Origin of the sequence: Peptoniphilus faecalis (genome assembly GCF_012976305.1) — a bacterium.
Taxonomy (GTDB): domain Bacteria; phylum Bacillota; class Clostridia; order Tissierellales; family Peptoniphilaceae; genus Peptoniphilus_A; species Peptoniphilus_A faecalis.
In genome coordinates this window covers 138,178-155,198 of sequence record NZ_JABDSR010000001.1, presented here as the reverse complement: position 1 = coordinate 155,198, position 17,021 = coordinate 138,178, and the positions used below count along the sequence as shown (strand labels likewise).

The following is a 17,021-nucleotide window of genomic DNA, read 5'->3' as shown; positions in this document are numbered from 1 at the left end:
ACTTATGGTAAAATAAAACTAATTTGGAGGCTTTATGAGAATAATTTCAGGAAATAGACGAGGACTCAAATTAAAGGCACCAAAGGGCTTTGATACGAGACCAACAGAAGATAGAGTTAAGGAATCGGTTTTCAATATTTTGGGGCAAAATTTTTTTGACGATATTGTCTTAGATTTATTCTGTGGCAGCGGTGCAAATGGAATTGAATTTATTTCAAGGGGCGGAAAAAAAGCCTACTTCATTGACAAATCAAAGGAAGCAATAGATTGTGTAAAATACAATTTAGATAAGGCAAAATTTTTGAATTATGCAGTTGTAATTGAAGATCACTTGAATAAAGCCCTTAGAAGTTTAGATGTAAAGTTTGATTACATTTACATGGATCCACCTTTTGACAGGCGTGATTTATATAAAAAAGCCTTTAAACTAATTAGAGAAAAGGAACTATTAAAACCGAAAGGACAACTAATTGTGGAGTATAATTCTGATATTCCACTTTTAATTGGCGAAGGTTTTGTAGAAATAAAAAATAAAAAATATGGAAATACATCAATTTCCATATGTGGATGGGATATAGATGAAAGCAATATATGCGGGTAGCTTTGACCCAGTAACTAATGGACATTTAGACATTATAAAAAGAGCAAAGGATATTTTTGGAGAGGTAATTGTCGCAGTTCTTGACAACACTTCAAAAAAAGAATTATTTACAGTTGAAGAGCGAAAAGAACTCCTTCACAAGGTACTAAATGGCGTAGAGGGCGTGGAGATAGATTCTTTTGATGGACTTCTAGTTGACTATGCAAAGAAAAAAAATTGTAAAGTAATAGTAAGAGGACTTAGATCAGCTTCTGATTATTTTAATGAATATACACTTGCCATGGCAAATATGCACTATAAAGATGGTGTTGAAACTGTTTTTTTATTGGCATCAAATGAAAATTTATTTGTGAGCTCAACGCTTGCTAAAGAGGTTTCAACCTTTGACGGAGATACAGATTTATTCGTGCCTCCTGTTGTAGGAGAAGCTATGAAGAAAAAATTACTTAGGAGGAAGATATGAATTTAATTGATTTAGTTGAGGAATTGGAAGATCTTGTAGAAACATCATCACAAATACCACTTACTAATAAGGTAATGGTTGATAGAGATGAATTTTTGGAAATTGTAAATGAAGTAAAAATGCAAATTCCTGAAGAAGTTTCCGAAGCACAAAAAATTGCAAAGGACAAAGACGAAATAATCAATGGAGCACATGACGAAGCTGACAAAATAATTGCAGCAGCAAGAGCTCACTCAGAAAAGATTATTGACGAAAATGAACTTGTAAGACAAGCTAATGAGAGAGCATCAGAAATTTTAAAATCTGCAAAAGAAGAATCTACTCAAATTAGAGAAGGCGCAAGAGATTATGCAGATGAACTTCTTGAAAATACACAAGTTAATTTATCAGAAATAATTAAAATGCTTAATGAAAATAGACAAGAGTTAAGAGGATAATTTAATATTTTTAAAGAAAAATGAGAAGCTATACTGATGTATTGCTTCTTTTTTTCTCTTGATTTAAAATTTCACATAGTGGATTTATAATATATTTTAGCAAAAATTTTTTTAGTAATTTATTATTAATGCAATAATGTTTTTACTTGTGACTTTTATCACATTATTTTTTTGATTATAATGATATTATTTCATGAGAAATGAGGGATAAGATGAGTTTATTTTTAGGACGCATTCACTACATTATGTACGAAAAAATCATTTTCCAAGAAGAGATTTTAGAAAGTTTATTAAAATTTTTGGATAAGGATGAAAGTGCTAAGTTAAAAAAAGATTTAGATAGAGAATTTCCAATTGAAAGAGGAAAACTTGAAGATATAATCGACACAAGTAATATTCACGCTTGGCTTGACAAACGGGTTGTGAGAAGTGAAAATAGACTTGCAAAGGCAGTTTCAATTTTATTAAAAAATTTTGATTTAGAAAAAATAAAAAATAAATTTTTTGAAATTGGCAAAAATTATAATGGAGGGAAAACTCCTCTTGAGGCTTTTAATTTTATAACTTCGAAATTTTTGGATGGAATGCCTTGTGATCATGCACTTGCAATTTTAAAAAATGATAAAGATGAACTTGTATTTACTGTAGAAAAAGATGTTCACGAAAGTATTTGGAAGAATTATGTTGATCCCAAAAATTATTGGATACTTCGCGACAATTTTATTGAGGGGAGTTTAAAATCTTCCAATATAAAATTTGAAAAGATAGATGAAAATTATATACTTAGGAAGTGATTAAATGAATACTTTAAAAGAAACAATTAATTATCTAGAAGATGAGCATAAAGAAATTTTAATTTTTTGTGATAGAATGGAAGAAAAATGCCTTGAAATATTAAACGGAAACGTGGACAAGGAATTTTTTAAAAATGCAATAATTTTTATAAGAAAATACGCAGATGGAAGGCATCACAAAAAAGAAGAAGATATTTTATTTAAGGCAATGTTAGAAAATCTTGGACCAGTTGCAGAAAAAGTTGTGCGTGGCGGAATGCTTGTAGAGCATCAAATGGCAAGAGGATATGTAATGGAACTTGAAAATAATTTAAATTTATTTGAAAAATCTAAGTCAGATCTTACAAAACTTCATATACTTACAAATGCCATGGCTTATGTTGAACTTTTGAGGAGCCATGCTACTAAGGAAAATAACACAGTCTATCCCTTTGCAGACAAAAATCTTCCTGAAGATGTGAAGAAAAAAGTTTCAGAGGAAATGAAAATAAAAATCCAAGAAGAAAAAAAGGATAACAGTGAGAAAATAAATTTAATTAAAATATTAGGAATTTAATCACTTTAGCTTGATACCAAAAAGATTACAAATTGATTACAAAGTTTAATTTTCAAAGATTTTCACCTTAATATTTGTTATTATAAGAACTTGAGGTGAAAAATGAAAAAAATATTTATATTGATTATAATTTTAATTGCAATGCCAATAAGTGTTTTTGCATCAAAGGAAGTTGCAATGCCCCTTAATGTCAGTGTAGTTAAAGAAAGTGAAGTATATAATTTTGAAATAAAAAATGCAAAAGACAAGGACGTAATTGAAATTGAAGTAAAAAGCGAAGGCAATGACGTAAAATCTAAGATTACAAAAAATGTATTTGTAAAAAACAACAAAAAATATATTTCTCTTGCTCAAAGAGAATTGGATTCATTAGTTGGACCATCAACAGGATACACTTTTAGACTTAGGTTTGCCAAAAATGATGGCAAGTCAAATTTTACAGATGAATTACATCTTGGAAAGGCTCCAATTTTTAGAAATTACAGCAACTGGGATTACAATGATTTATTAAAAGCAGAAGAATTAAAACTTTTCTCTAAAGAAGTTGCAAAAAATACAAGAGAAAAAATTACACGTGAAGAATTTGCCGAAATTGCTGTCAAGGCTTATGAAATTAAGTACAAAAGAAGTGCTCAAGGCTCAGTAAAACAGTTTAAAGACACTGACAATAGATACGTGAATATGGCATACGACCTTGGCATAATGAAGGGAAAGAATAGAGAAAAATTTGCTCCAAGGGATCATATTACAAGGGAAGACTATGCTATTGTAATTTCAAATTTATTTAAACTAGAAAAGAGCAAAGATTTAAAAATTAAGGATGCCAAAAAGATTTCTAATTACGCAAGAGATTATGTTAACAATGCTATAAATGGTGGATATTTAAATTTAGATGAAAAGAATAATTTTGATCCAAAAAGAGAAATGACGAGGGAAGAAGTTATTTCTTCAATAGTGCGTCATATTTGATAAAAAATTTACAAAAATCTTTAAATTGTATATAAAATTTTATAATTGTGATATAATACTTCCAAGGTGAGGTAATGAAAAAAGTAATTTTTGACATTAGCCCACTTGGAAGTTTTCAATTTTCTTGTGAGGCTTACATGATTTATTATAGAGAAAAATATGGACAAGATATTTTTTTCTACACTAGAAAAAATGGGAAATATATAAGGATAGAGGACGAGGAAGAGTTAAAACATCTTAATAGCAGAGTAATCACAAATAAGGACCTTGGCTATGAGATAGATTGGATTCCTCATGATTCTGAAGCTAGAGTAAAACCCTTTTCAGAAGAGTTGGAAGATGATGAATTACTTATAAAAATAGTGGAAGACCTTGGCGAAAACGCAAGTTGGAAAAATTCTAAAATGAAAGTCGTAGAACTTCAAGAATGTTAATTAAGTTAAGAAGAGAGATTCATTTATGAGTCTCTTATTTTTATATAAACTTTCAATAATATATAAAAAGGTTTTCTTTAATTGTTTGAAGAAATATTATAAAAAGATTGATAGAAAAAGGAAAAATATTGTGATATCATAGTTTATCATAATAATTTTTATAATTTTATAAGCTTATTATGATAAAAATTTTATTGGAGGTTTTAGTATGACATTAGAACACGTTCTTAGTTATTTTGGAACTTATACTCCCGGTAAAAATGGCGAAGTTGCAAGTTTTGAATTTGAATACCTTTGTACATTAGGTATTGCTGCTTTAGTAATTTTTGCTGGTAGATGGTGTGTAAGTCATTCATCTGCTTTAAAGAAATATGCAATTCCTGCACCAGTTGTATCAGGACTTATATTTTCTATTATTGTTGCAATTATTAAATTATCAGGAATTATTTCCTTTAGTTTTGATGCAAAAATTACAAAGGATCTTGCACAAAATATATTCTTTTTAACAGTTGGATACGGATTTTCTGCATCTTTATTTAAAAAAGCAGGAAGAAAATTGATTTTTAATATTGCTTTTGCAGCTTGCTTATTGATAACTTTGCAAGACATTATTGGAGTACTAGTTGGCAAGGCAATAGGCATGCATCCATTGTTTGCACTTCAATGTTCATCTGCAGCTATGTCAGGTGGAGTTGGAACTGCATCTGCCTTTGGACCAATTTTTGCTGAATGGGGAGCACCTGATGGAGTAACAGAAATTGGGGTTGCCGCTGGAACAATGGGAAATATTATGGGTTCATTAATTGGTGGACCTGTAGCAGCATTTTTAATTAGCAAATATAATTTAAAAGCGGATCCAAATGATAAACCAGAATCAGAACTTAGCGATAAAGTAGCACCTTTAGTTGACAGTAGAATGATTGTGGCTTTTGCCATGGTTTTACTAATATCTGCTCTAGGTATGCCAATTTATTTCTTGCTTGACAGCATTCCAAAAATTGAGATGCCTAAGTTTATAGGTTGTTTATTTGCTGGAGCTATTGCAAGAAATATTATTGAAAAGCTTAAAAGAGACACCTATGTATCTGAAGTTAGCGCTATCGAGCATATGTTCCTTGAACTTTATCTTGCGCTAGTTCTTATGACAATAGATATTACTAAATTATTAAGCCATTTAGGACAAATGGGAATAGTTTTAGCAGCTCAAGCAGTTCTTATGGCATTGTTTGCAATTTTAATTTCTTACAATTTGTTTGGTAGAAATTATGGAGCAGCAGTTATGGCAGCAGGAAACTGCGGATGGGGTTGTGGCTCTGGTCCAAATGCAGTAGCAAATACAAAAGCAGTAATGGATACTTATGGATACAATAATATTGCTTGGGTACTATATCCTTCCTTTGCAGTAATAATTGACGATATTTACAACCCAATTTTCTTATCCTTCTTTGGTAAGATAATAAGCGGTTCTTAATTACAAAATAAAACTCTCTTTGAATTTCTTTAATAGAAAATTGGAGGGAGTTTTACTACATATGTAAGAATGTATAGTGATGCCACAAGGAAGACTACTTTTCATAAAAAATCTTTGTACATTTGTGAATGATGTGATATTAATATCAAAATATAAAAATAAATATCCTATATACTAATCTATTATTGGGAGCTAGCCAATAATAGATTTTGTTTTACCTAAAAGTTAAAAAATTTAGAGTTTGCATTGGTAATCTATTTGATTTATATAATACCTTTCGCTTGATTTTAAATCAAAAATATAAATATTTATAAAATCTCTCATTATTATTTCTATGACTTCTTTCGACTTTAATATTATGTTTTGCCTTCTAGGTCTTATTAAATTATTTTTCATGCCTAGTTTATTACATAAAATATCAAAGAGATGTATCTTTTTTGTTTCCTAAAAATGAGTAAATTAAAATCCTTATCTATTTGTATAATATCCCAAATAATCTATTACCCTTTTACACCAATATTTTTTGGAGCATCATAAGGTTTATAATGTAAGATTTTTTCTTTTTAACCATATCTTTAAAATATCCAAATTTTCTAAAAACTCTAAATAATGAACCGAGATGTCTTTTATATTCTTTATTAAGCCTAAGCTTTGCATGTAATTTTATCATGAAAATATTAGGATTTCTTTTAATATAGTTTTTATCTATAAAATTTCCTCATGTATAAATAATTTTATAATCAAATATGTATTGAAAATAAATATCAATAATGATATTATAATAATAACGACACCGGTGTCGGTATAGGAGGATGTTTATGGCTAAAAAAATGATTGCTGACGAAAGAAAAAAACAAATTCGACAAGCAGCTATAAAAGTGTTTTTAAATAAGGGATTTAGAAATACTGTTATGAATGACATTATGGAAGAAACAGGACTTTCAAGAGGAGGTCTTTATCATCATTATGGCTCAACTTATGAAATTTTATATGATCTCATGATGGATGGAAATTTATATAGAAGAAATATTATTCAAGAATCAATCAATGATGAAAATTTAAGGCTAAGTCCAAATTTTTTTTCTAGAATTATCGTGGATAAGATGCTTGCAGAGAGCGATTATGCAAAAATTTATGTTATGTTTTTATGCGAGTTGAAGGAAAATAAAGATTTGAAAAACTTATATATGAAGCTAAAAAAAGAGTCCATTCAAGTATTTAAAGAATTGTTTTCTAGCTTGTCTATTGATATACCATCTGATGAAACCTTTGAGTTTATGATTAATATTATAAATTCCGGCTTGATGGCTTGTGAGGTTTTGGGAGCTCGTGCTAATTTTATAGAGAATAAGAAATATATCATGGAAATGATAGATACCTATTTCGCAAAGGTGTTGAATTCAAAGGAAGGAGCTAAATAAATGGATTTAATAAATAAGTATACAAAGGAGAATAAAATACAATATTTTATTTCTGTGTTGTTTGCAATACTTGGGGTAATATCAAATCTTTTTGTATATATTATCCTAAGTAAGGTGATTGTATCTTTGATTGATGGGAATCAAGATTATAATTATTATATGCAAAAGATATTTTTAATCTTTTCTTGCCTTTTAGTAAAAGAAATATTTATGTCTTTATCAACAGCGATTTCCCACAAAGTAGCTTATCAAATAATAAGAGATATAAGAAAAAATCTTATGGAAAAATTATTTAAAATGCCTCTAGGAGATATATTAAATGAGTCTACTGGCAAATTAAAGGACATAATAGTAAATCAAGTTGACAATACTGAAACAACTTTAGCTCATATTATACCTGAGATGACAGCAAATTTAGTTGGACCTTTAATATTGTTTATTTATATGTTGGTTTTAGATTATAGGCTAAGTCTAATATCTTTAATTCCATTATTTATTGGTGGAATTTTTATGAGTGGACCTATGAAAAGGATGAAAGTAAAATTTCCACAAGCAGTTAAAATTGGTCAAGATATGAATAATTCTATAGTTGAGTATATCAATGGGATTGAGGTTATTAAAACATTCAATAAAGGAGAAAAATCCTATAAAAAATACAGTGAGAATGTATATAAAAAGGCAAATTATTATTACAATTGGATGAGAGAAAACACAAGGGATTATGCGATAAGTATGTCCATAGCACCAGTCGGCATTTTTACTATCATACCATTTGGGCTATATTTTTGTATGAAAGGAAGCTTAGATGGTGGAGTGTTTTTAACATTGATAATACTTTCTTTTGGCACTATACAAAATATAATGCGAGTGATGACATTTGAAGATGATATTGGAAGGATATCAACAATTTTTGGAGAAATTAAAAACATACTTAATTCGAGAGAATTGTATCATAAAGATGATAATTCTGAAATAAAAAATTACAATATAGAGCTAAAAAATATAGATTTTTCTTATGAGAAAGATATACAGGTGATAAATAACTTAAATATTAATATAAAAGAAGGTAGTTCAAATGCCTTAGTTGGCGAATCTGGTTCTGGGAAGTCAACTATTGCAAAACTAATAGCAGGATTTTGGGACGTAGATAATGGTTCTATAAGTATAGGGAATGTAGATATTAAAAGTATGTCTCTTGAAAAACTATCTAATATAATTTCCTATGTATCACAAGATAACTTTCTTTTTGATATGTCAATCATGGAAAATATTAGGATAGGAAATAGAAGTGCAAGTGATAAGGAAATAATTGAGGTATGTAAAAAATCAGCCTGCCATGATTTTATAATGAATTTATCAGAGGGATATGAAACAAGAGTTGGTGAAGCTGGCAGCCTCTTATCTGGAGGAGAAAGACAAAGAATATCTATTGCTCGTGCAATGATAAAGAATGCACCAATCATAATTTTAGATGAAGCAACTTCTTATATTGATCCTGAAAATGAGGCTTTAATTCAAGATGCTATATCAGAATTAGTAAGAGGAAAGACTTTAATTATAATAGCACATCGTTTAAATACGATAACTAATGTAGATAAGATATTTGTAATTAAAAATGGATACCTTGCAGACCAGGGCAGCCATGATGAGCTCTTGCAATCATCAGAAGACTATCACAATCTATGGGAAACTGCTTTGAAAGGAGAAAAAAATGATTAGTGTTTTTAAAAAGATATGGAATTTTTCTATAGGCGAGCAAGTATATATAAAAAAATCAATTCTTGATAACTTTTTAGGGGCTATATTTAATGCCTTTCAATTTGCTGCAATATACCATGCAATTTTAGGAGTAGTGAACAAAGATATAAGTTTAAAAACTATAGGAGTATCAAGCTTATTTTTAATAATCAGTGTTCTAGGACTTATTATTTCAAAAAATTCATCCATGCTAAAACAAACGCATGCTGGATATTTTATGGCTGCTGATAAGAGGATTGAACTTGGAGAAAAAATAAAAAGGGTTCCTATGGGATTTTTTTCAAATTTAAGTTTGGGAAATTTAACAACAATTGCAACTACAAATTTAGACAATGTTGAAACTTGGGTTCCTAGTTTATTTATTATGGTTTTTGGTGGTATGTTAAATGCTATTGTTTTTATATTGTCCTTATTTTTCTTTTCCTATAAGGTTGGTCTTGTAGCGATAATTGGCTCCGTTGTATTTTTGTTAATTATATCTCTTATGCAAAAAAAGTCGAGAGAAAATGCAGATAAAATTCATAAAATCCAAGTATCATTAACAAAAGATGTCCTATCAACATTGCAAGGAATGCAGATTATAAAAGCCTATAATCTTGGAGGAAGTAATAATAAGAAACTTGAGAAAAGCTTTGATGATGCAAGCAAGTCATCTTTTGATTTAGAGAAAACCGTAGTACCTTATACTTTATTAGCTAAAAACATAATAGCAATCACAATTTGCACTATGTTATTTGTATCTGTAAAGACATACTATAATGGACAAAGTCAATTAGTTAATACAATTATGATATTTGTTGCAAGTTTTGTTATATTTGATGGACTTATTGCATCTGGCTCTGCGCTTGCCATGTTAAGGCTGGTAGAAAATGCTGTTGATTCCTACGAATATACAAAAACTATAGAAGATATGGCAGAAGGTGGAATTATTGAAACTATAAAAAATCATGACATAGTTTTTAATAATGTATCTTTTTCCTATAACGATAGACCTATTCTAAAAAACATAAATTGCAATATAGAAAAAAATACAATGACGGCAATAGTTGGCCCAAGTGGATCAGGAAAGACAACTTTCTGTAATTTAATAGCTAGATTTTGGGATGTAAACTCTGGCGAAATTTTAATCGGTGGCAAAAACATTAAAGACTATACTATTGAAAATTTAATGGATAATATCTCCATGGTTTTCCAAGATGTCTATCTCTTTGAAGACACCATAGAAAATAATATAAAATTTGGCAAACAAGATGCAAGTCATGAGGAAGTTGTTGAAGCTGCGAAAAAGGCAAGATGTCATGAATTTATAGTTGGTCTTCCGGAAGGATATAACACTTTAATCGGAGAGGGAGGAGCAAGCCTTTCAGGAGGAGAAAAGCAAAGGATCTCTATAGCAAGAGCTATGCTAAAGGACGCAGACATAATTATTTTTGATGAAGCAACTGCAAATATAGACCCAGAAAATGAAGATAAACTAAAAGAAGCCATAGAGTCCTTGACAAAAAATAAAACGGTTATCATGATTGCCCATAGACTAAAGACCATAAGAAATGCAGATCAAATTTTAGTTTTAAAAGATGGAGAAATTGTTGAAAGAGGAAATCACGATGAACTCATTAAAAACAATGGACTCTATTCAAATTTAATTAATGCAAAATCTAAGGCTGAATCATGGAAGCTTGGAAATAAAGTCTAATTAATATTATAAGGAATTTCTTTCATTTTAGAGGACTAATCATGCAAAGTGCAATAGTCCTCCTTTTTATTTTCAAAAAATAAACTGGAATGAAAAGGAGGAGATGTCTAAGGAAAAACATATGAATGGAAAAACAATTAGAGATTTAGCAAAGGAAAAAGATGTATTGTACACAAATTATTTCACAAAATCATACATTTTCATATAAGTTTTTATTGTTTTGTAATTAATAAATAAATTAGTCAAAGATCAAATCGTCATTGTCGTCATTATCATTCATAAAGTAAATCAAGAGTTCGTTTGCAGTATCAAAATCATTCTCTGAAACATATATTCCCTTTTCATAAAGCGAAAATCCAGAAATTAGCCTCATATAATCGCCCTCGTCTTTTACGAAATAGGGAATTGAATTGTCTTCTAAGAAAGCACAAATTTCATCAAATAAAAGTTTATTGGTAGAAGTAACGAGTTTTACATATTCAATGTCTTTTTTCATAATATCACCTAAAAAGATTATACCCTTAATTATAAAAAATTAAATTTTATTAAAACAATTTATTAAATTTATTGGAAAATAAGGGAACAATACTTTAACGCTTTTATCTATTTAAAAAATATTAATTTTGTGATACTATTCTAGTGTACAAAAAAAGGAGGAGCGTATGTCAAAGCAAAATGAAGGATTTTCATCGATCCTTGGATTTATTATGGTTGCCATTGGCCTTGCCTTAGGAATAGGAACTCTTTGGAGATTTCCCTATGTAGTTGGCGAAAATGGTGGAGCAATTTTTATATTTTTATATATTCTAATTATTTTAGTAATAGGAATTCCTCTTATGACTTGTGAGGTTACAATAGGTTATGCGACGGGAAACGCAGCTATAGATGCTTATAAGACTCTTAAACCAAATACTAAATGGTACTTGGCAGGATATCTTCACACACTTGCAGCACTAATTATAGTGGGATACACTTCGGTTATTTATGCGTGGATTATTAAATATATTGCCGGAGCTATAAGTGGAGATTTTGTTGGACTTACTAGTGAAGGCATACAAAGTTATTTTGATACTTTTAATGCAAATAAACCAATAGTATTTTTATTTTTCTTAATTAACTTTCTATTAAATGACGCAGTAATTATCTTGGGAGTTCAAAAGGGAATTGAAAGAGTTTCAAAAATTTTAATTCCAGTCTTATTTGTAATTATGGTTGTAATAATAATCTTTGGACTAAGACTTCCTGGTGCAATTGACGGCATTAAGTTTTTATTTAAACCAGATTTTTCTAAATTCTCAATGAATTCAGTTATTGCATGTCTAGGTCAGGCGTTTTTTGCACTTGGTCTTGCAATGTTGGGTTCCATGGTTTTTGGTTCTTATATTAAAGAAAAGGACGAAAATATTTTTAAGGATTCATCAGTAATATGTCTTGCACTTGTATTTGCAGGAATTTTATCTGGACTTATGATTCTTCCAATTGTATTTGCAACTGGACTTACACCGGGAGAAGGAGTTGGACTTACATTTTTAACCCTTCCACTTGCCTTTAATGTAGTGCCCTTTGGAAGAGTACTTTCAATTTTATTTTACTTTGGATTTTACATTGCAGCTTTCACTTCATCTGTTGGCGTATTAGAAGCAATTGTTGGACAATTTATGGAGAGATTTAAATTAGATAGAATTAAAGCATTAATCCTTGCAAGTGTTATTATAATTGGAATTGCAGCATTATCTATTTTCTATGATCCAGCCTTTGCATTCATAGACAATGTGGAAAGTAATTATATTTTAGTAATTGGCTGTCTTTTAATCGCACTTTTTTCTGCAAGAGCATGGAAAATGGAAAATTTAATTGAAGCGGCAAATATAAAAAGTCCATTTGTCAGAATGTGGATGAATGTAAGTATAAAATATATTTCACCAATTGTTATTGTCATTATATTCTTTAGTCAATTTATAAAATAAAACTTGCATGGCCTTGTCATGATTTTTATAAAAAAACTGAGCAGCACGCCCAGTTTTTTATTTATATATTTAAGCTTTTTAATAAGGAAAGTTTACAATAAAAAAAGACCGCGCTGGGTCCTTTTCCGTTGTAATTACATATTCTTTGAATAAAATTCAACGATTAATTGGTCTTCAATTTCTATTGGAATATCTTCTCTATTAGGTAGAGAAACTAAAGTTGCTTTAAAGTCTTCATCTTTAGAGATGTAAGGATAGTTTACAACTATGTTAGTGTTGTAGTTTTCTTTAAATAAATCAACTTTTCTTCCCTTAGCAGATAATGCAATTACATCAGATGCTTCACATCTGTAGGAAGGAATATTTACTTTCTTTCCATTTACAGTTAAGTGACCATGAGTAACCATTTGTCTTGCTTGTCTAATTGAAGATGCAAAGCCCATTCTGTAACATAAATTATCAAGTCTTCTTTCAAGGAATGTTACTAAGTTAGGACCAGTTTGGCCTTGAGTTCTTTGAGCTTCTTTGAATAGATTAACAAATTGTCTTTCAAGCACCCCGTAGTATGCTCTAAGTCTTTGTTTTTCTAAAAGTTGCTTACCATATTCAGTAAGTTTTTTATCACTTCTTGCAGTACCCTTTGTAGCTCTTTTCATTGCTTTTGGGTGACCACATACATTTAGTCCAAGTCTTCTTGATTGCTTGAACTTTGGATCCATCATTTTTGCCATTTTAATCAAACTCCTATAAATTTTCGCCGCGATAATTTATAAGCCGATAGCATTATACTAGAAATAGAGGTTTTTGTAAAGAAAAAAATTAAAATTAGAAAATTTTATAAGCTAACAAAGATTATTTGTTAAGAAAGCATTTATTTAATGAAAATTTTAAATAAATTATGTTATACTAAAAATATAAATAAGAGATATCTTTCGATTAATTGTTAGGAGGATTTATGAAAAAAATTGAATTTGTTGACACTGTCCTTCGAGATGCCCATCAATCACTAATGGCAACGAGAATGACTTATAAGGATATGGAACCTGCACTTGATAAGCTTGACAAAGTTGGATACAAGGCTTTAGAATGTTGGGGAGGAGCGACTTTTGACTCATGTATTAGATATTTAGATGAAGATCCATGGGAAAGAATTAGAAATATAAAATCTCATTTAAAAAACACAAAGACTCAAATGCTTCTAAGAGGTCAAAATCTTTTGGGGTATAAAAATTATCCCGATGATGTTGTAGAAAAATTCGTTGAACTTTCTGTTAAAAATGGAGTAGATATAATAAGAATTTTTGACGCATTAAATGACCTTAGAAATATTGAAACTTCACTTAAAGCTGCTAAAAAAGCTGGTGCAGAAGCACAGGTTGCGATTTGTTATACTACATCAAAAATTCACACAATAGAATATTTTACAAATCTTGCTAAAAATGTTCAAGAAATGGGTGCAGATTCAATAGCAATCAAAGATATGGCGGGAATATTGACTCCGCCAATATCAAGAGATTTAGTTAAGTCACTTAGAAAAGTAATTGATATTCCAATAGAACTCCACACTCACGAAACTACTGGATGTGGTTCTATGACCTATCTTAAGGGTGTTGAAGAAGGCGCAGATATTTTAGACACTGCCATTTCACCATTCTCTGGTGGAACAAGTCAACCTCCAACAGAAACTCTTGCAATAATTTTAAAGGAAGCAGGATATAAGGTCGATCTAAACTTAGATGTTTTAAATGAGCTTGCACCTTATTTTCAAGAAGTTAAAAACAAGTATTTGAACAATGGAACTTTGAGAGTAAAAATGCTTACAGTTGATCCAAAGGGACTTATCTATCAAGTGCCTGGTGGCATGCTTTCAAATTTAAACTCTCAACTTTCAGCTGCAAAGCAAGAGCATTTATTTGACAAAGTTCTTGCAGAAGTGCCAAATGTTAGAAGAGACATGGGTTATCCGCCACTAGTTACTCCAATGAGTCAAATGGTAGGAACTCAGGCATCTTTTAATGTTATGACTGGAAAGAGATACAAGATGGTTCCAAATGAAATCAAGGATTATTTAAAGGGACTTTATGGAAAAACTCCAGTTGAAGTGGACGAAACTTTTAGAAAATCTATAATAGGCGATGCTGAAGTAATTACAGATAGACCTGCAAATCACTTAGAGCCAGCTCTTGATAAATACAAAACTGAAGTAGGAGATCTTGCAAAATGCGAAGAAGATGTTTTAACTTATGCATTATTTCCACAAGTTGCAAAGGACTTCTTGGCAAAAAAATATAGCAAATAATTTAAATACTATTAATACTATTGGCAAGTCCAATAGTATTTTTTTGCAAATAAAAATATTTTGTTGTATTATTTTTCTAGATAATAAACATTATATATAATTGAAAGGAAGATAATATGGATTATAAAAATTTTGTTGTCAATGACTATATAGAAATCTATGCAGAATTAATTCTAAAGATTGGACTAAAAATCAAAAAGGGCGACAGACTTGTAGTGAGATGTCCAATAGAAGCTAGAGATTTTGCTATTACTTGCACAAAAAAGGCCTACGAACTTGGAGCAATTGAAGTTGTAATGGATTATAGAGATCAAATAATTTCTAAGTTAAAATACGAAAATGAAAGCGTGGAAGTTTTAACGGATATACCAAAGCACAAAGTAGATAAAGAAAATTATTACATGGAAAAAAAGGCAAAATATCTTTCTATAACTGGATCTGACCCCGATGTATTTAAGGGAATTGACTCCGAAAAACTATTCAAAGCAAATCTTGCAAATTCAAAGGCATTAAAGGACTTTTCAGCTAAGATGATGGCAAATTATGTGTCATGGATAGTTGTTGGAGCAAGTATTCCATCATGGGCTACAAAAGTTTTTCCTGACTTAAGTGAGGATGAAGCTGTAAAAAAATTATGGTATGAAATTTTTAATTCTGTGAGACTTTTTGAAGAAGATCCAGAAAAAGCTCTTGAAGAACATGTAAATAATTTAAATAAATATAGTGCATTTTTAAATGAAAATAAATTTGAAAAACTTATTTACAAATCAGAAAAGGGAACTGACCTTGAAGTTTGTCTTCCTAAGGGATATATTTTCGCAGGAGCTGGAGATGTAAATAGCGATGGCGAAGAATTTATTGCAAATATGCCAAGCGAAGAAGTTTTTTCTGCACCAAGACTTGATGGAGTAAATGGAAAAGTTTATTCAACAATGCCACTTAATTACAATGGAAATTTAATTGAAGACTTTTATTTAGTTTTTAAAGACGGAGAAGTAATTGATTACGATGCTAAAAGTGGAAAAGAATATTTAAAAAATATAATTGAAACAGACCAAGGTTCAAAAAGACTTGGAGAAGTTGCTCTAGTTTCACATAATACACCAATTTCCATGAGAAAAGTTTTGTTTTACAACACACTTTATGATGAAAATGCATCTTGCCATTTTGCCCTTGGCAAATCATATCCAAGCTGCATTGAAAATGGTGAAAAACTTACAATTGAAGAATTAAAAGAAAGAGGTATGAATGATTCATTAACTCATGTGGATTTTATGGTTGGCGACGAAACGACAGAAATAGTTGGTGTAAAAGAAAATGGAGAAAAAGTACAAATTTTTAAGGATGGGAATTTTGTAATATAATAATAAAAAAGTGATGCTGCATAATAGATATTCTATTCTGCTCATCACTTTTTTATTAAATATTTGAATTAACATTATCTTTTTTGATTAATAAATTATAAAATTGAAGGAAACAATAAATAAAAATTATATTAAATAACTTTGTGTAAAATGTTAATAATTACAAAACAGATATTGGTAAGTGATAAAATTTTTGACTACATCATATTAACCTCCATTAATAAATTTTTTAGAATTAAGTGGAAAAATTCTAAAAAAAGGCTTAGAAACTACAGTATCTGTCTTTATAGGCCCAAAATTTCTCGAATCATAGGATCCATTTAAAGTTCTATTATCCCCGAGGACAAATAATTCGTCTTCACTAAGTGAAAAAATTTCTTTATCTGAGTATGTATATGAACCGTCTACTAAATAATATTCATTTAATCGATTTCCATTTACATAAACAGAGCCATCAATTATTTCTATTTTATCCTTTGGAAGCCCAATAATTCTTTTGACAAGTAGCTTATTTTCATCTTTAGATTTAAAAACTATAATATCACCTCTTTTGTATTCTTTTTTAAATTTATAAAAAGAACTAGATAATATTACATCTTTTGGATGAAGAGTTGGATACATAGATGTTTGATTTACTATTACTACATTAAATACAAAGAATCTGAGAAATAGTGCCAATAAAAAGGCAAATAATATTACTTTAAAATCGTGATAATACTTTTTCATTTTATCTAAATACAACACCTTTATTTAATAATAATAATAAATAATTAATTAGAAGTCAATTTAAA

Annotated in this window: 17 protein-coding genes; 14 read left to right on the top strand and 3 right to left on the bottom strand. The window is 29.5% G+C overall.

The genetic code is table 11. From position 1 onward, the window contains the following. Window positions 1-34: 34 nt before the first annotated feature. From rsmD to HKO22_RS00790, 11 genes are all read left to right on the top strand, one after another. Window positions 35-601: a 16S rRNA (guanine(966)-N(2))-methyltransferase RsmD gene (gene rsmD / locus HKO22_RS00840; RefSeq protein WP_169967856.1), complete on the top strand. Its 567-nt coding sequence runs from the start codon at window positions 35-37 to the stop codon at window positions 599-601. After that, a complete protein-coding gene (coaD, locus tag HKO22_RS00835; protein ID WP_169967853.1) occupies window positions 579-1,064 on the top strand; it encodes a pantetheine-phosphate adenylyltransferase in 486 nt (161 codons plus the stop codon). Before rsmD ends, coaD begins: the two co-directional genes overlap by 23 nt. Beyond that, entirely contained in the window at window positions 1,061-1,501 is a 441-nt protein-coding gene (locus HKO22_RS00830) for an ATP synthase subunit B family protein (RefSeq protein WP_169967852.1), read from the top strand. The genes coaD and HKO22_RS00830 overlap by 4 nt, the downstream gene beginning before the upstream one ends. 212 nt (window positions 1,502-1,713) lie before the next feature. Beyond that, window positions 1,714-2,295 carry a hypothetical protein gene (locus HKO22_RS00825; protein WP_169967850.1) on the top strand — a complete coding sequence of 194 codons (582 nt, stop codon included), beginning with the start codon at window positions 1,714-1,716 and terminating at the stop codon, window positions 2,293-2,295. A 4-nt stretch (window positions 2,296-2,299) separates the two neighbouring features. Next, complete coding sequence (locus tag HKO22_RS00820) at window positions 2,300-2,851, top strand: hemerythrin domain-containing protein (protein ID WP_169967848.1); 552 nt, start codon at window positions 2,300-2,302, stop codon at window positions 2,849-2,851. A 102-nt stretch (window positions 2,852-2,953) separates the two neighbouring features. After that, window positions 2,954-3,820 carry an S-layer homology domain-containing protein gene (locus HKO22_RS00815; protein ID WP_169967839.1) on the top strand — a complete coding sequence of 289 codons (867 nt, stop codon included), beginning with the start codon at window positions 2,954-2,956 and terminating at the stop codon, window positions 3,818-3,820. A gap of 74 nt (window positions 3,821-3,894) precedes the next feature. Continuing rightward, window positions 3,895-4,254 carry a hypothetical protein gene (locus tag HKO22_RS00810; RefSeq protein WP_075658961.1) on the top strand — a complete coding sequence of 120 codons (360 nt, stop codon included), beginning with the start codon at window positions 3,895-3,897 and terminating at the stop codon, window positions 4,252-4,254. 208 nt (window positions 4,255-4,462) lie between these two features. Then, the gene (locus HKO22_RS00805) at window positions 4,463-5,725 is read left to right on the top strand and encodes a sodium/glutamate symporter (protein ID WP_075658960.1); all 1,263 of its coding nucleotides are present in this window, start codon (window positions 4,463-4,465) and stop codon (window positions 5,723-5,725) included. A gap of 818 nt (window positions 5,726-6,543) precedes the next feature. Continuing rightward, entirely contained in the window at window positions 6,544-7,146 is a 603-nt protein-coding gene (locus HKO22_RS00800; protein WP_235932786.1) for a TetR/AcrR family transcriptional regulator, read from the top strand. After that, window positions 7,147-8,865: an ABC transporter ATP-binding protein gene (locus tag HKO22_RS00795; RefSeq protein ID WP_169967836.1), complete on the top strand. Its 1,719-nt coding sequence runs from the start codon at window positions 7,147-7,149 to the stop codon at window positions 8,863-8,865. Continuing rightward, window positions 8,858-10,600 carry an ABC transporter ATP-binding protein gene (locus tag HKO22_RS00790; protein WP_169967834.1) on the top strand — a complete coding sequence of 581 codons (1,743 nt, stop codon included), beginning with the start codon at window positions 8,858-8,860 and terminating at the stop codon, window positions 10,598-10,600. Before HKO22_RS00795 ends, HKO22_RS00790 begins: the two co-directional genes overlap by 8 nt. Before the next feature lie 238 nt (window positions 10,601-10,838). Here HKO22_RS00790 and HKO22_RS00785 read toward each other — a convergent pair whose 3' ends face one another. Further along, complete coding sequence (locus HKO22_RS00785) at window positions 10,839-11,096, bottom strand: putative signal transducing protein (protein WP_075658957.1); 258 nt, start codon at window positions 11,094-11,096, stop codon at window positions 10,839-10,841. Window positions 11,097-11,262: 166 nt separating this feature from the next. Here HKO22_RS00785 and HKO22_RS00780 point away from each other — a divergent pair, with 166 nt between their 5' ends. Next, entirely contained in the window at window positions 11,263-12,567 is a 1,305-nt protein-coding gene (locus HKO22_RS00780) for a sodium-dependent transporter (protein WP_169967832.1), read from the top strand. 134 nt (window positions 12,568-12,701) lie between these two features. Here the strand turns inward: HKO22_RS00780 and rpsD are convergent, their stop codons facing one another. Next, a complete protein-coding gene (rpsD, locus tag HKO22_RS00775) occupies window positions 12,702-13,298 on the bottom strand; it encodes a 30S ribosomal protein S4 (protein WP_075658955.1) in 597 nt (198 codons plus the stop codon). Window positions 13,299-13,522: 224 nt separating this feature from the next. Between rpsD and HKO22_RS00770 the strand changes: the two genes are divergently transcribed. Together HKO22_RS00770 and HKO22_RS00765 are read left to right on the top strand one after the other, a co-directional pair. Beyond that, window positions 13,523-14,866 (top strand): oxaloacetate decarboxylase subunit alpha, encoded by a 1,344-nt coding sequence (locus HKO22_RS00770; RefSeq protein WP_075658954.1) that lies wholly within the window; start codon window positions 13,523-13,525, stop codon window positions 14,864-14,866. Between the two features lie 116 nt (window positions 14,867-14,982). After that, entirely contained in the window at window positions 14,983-16,230 is a 1,248-nt protein-coding gene (locus tag HKO22_RS00765) for an aminopeptidase (RefSeq protein WP_169967830.1), read from the top strand. Window positions 16,231-16,437: 207 nt separating this feature from the next. Here the strand turns inward: HKO22_RS00765 and lepB are convergent, their stop codons facing one another. After that, window positions 16,438-16,956 carry a signal peptidase I gene (lepB, locus tag HKO22_RS00760; protein ID WP_169967828.1) on the bottom strand — a complete coding sequence of 173 codons (519 nt, stop codon included), beginning with the start codon at window positions 16,954-16,956 and terminating at the stop codon, window positions 16,438-16,440. Between the last annotated feature and the right edge of the window lie 65 nt (window positions 16,957-17,021).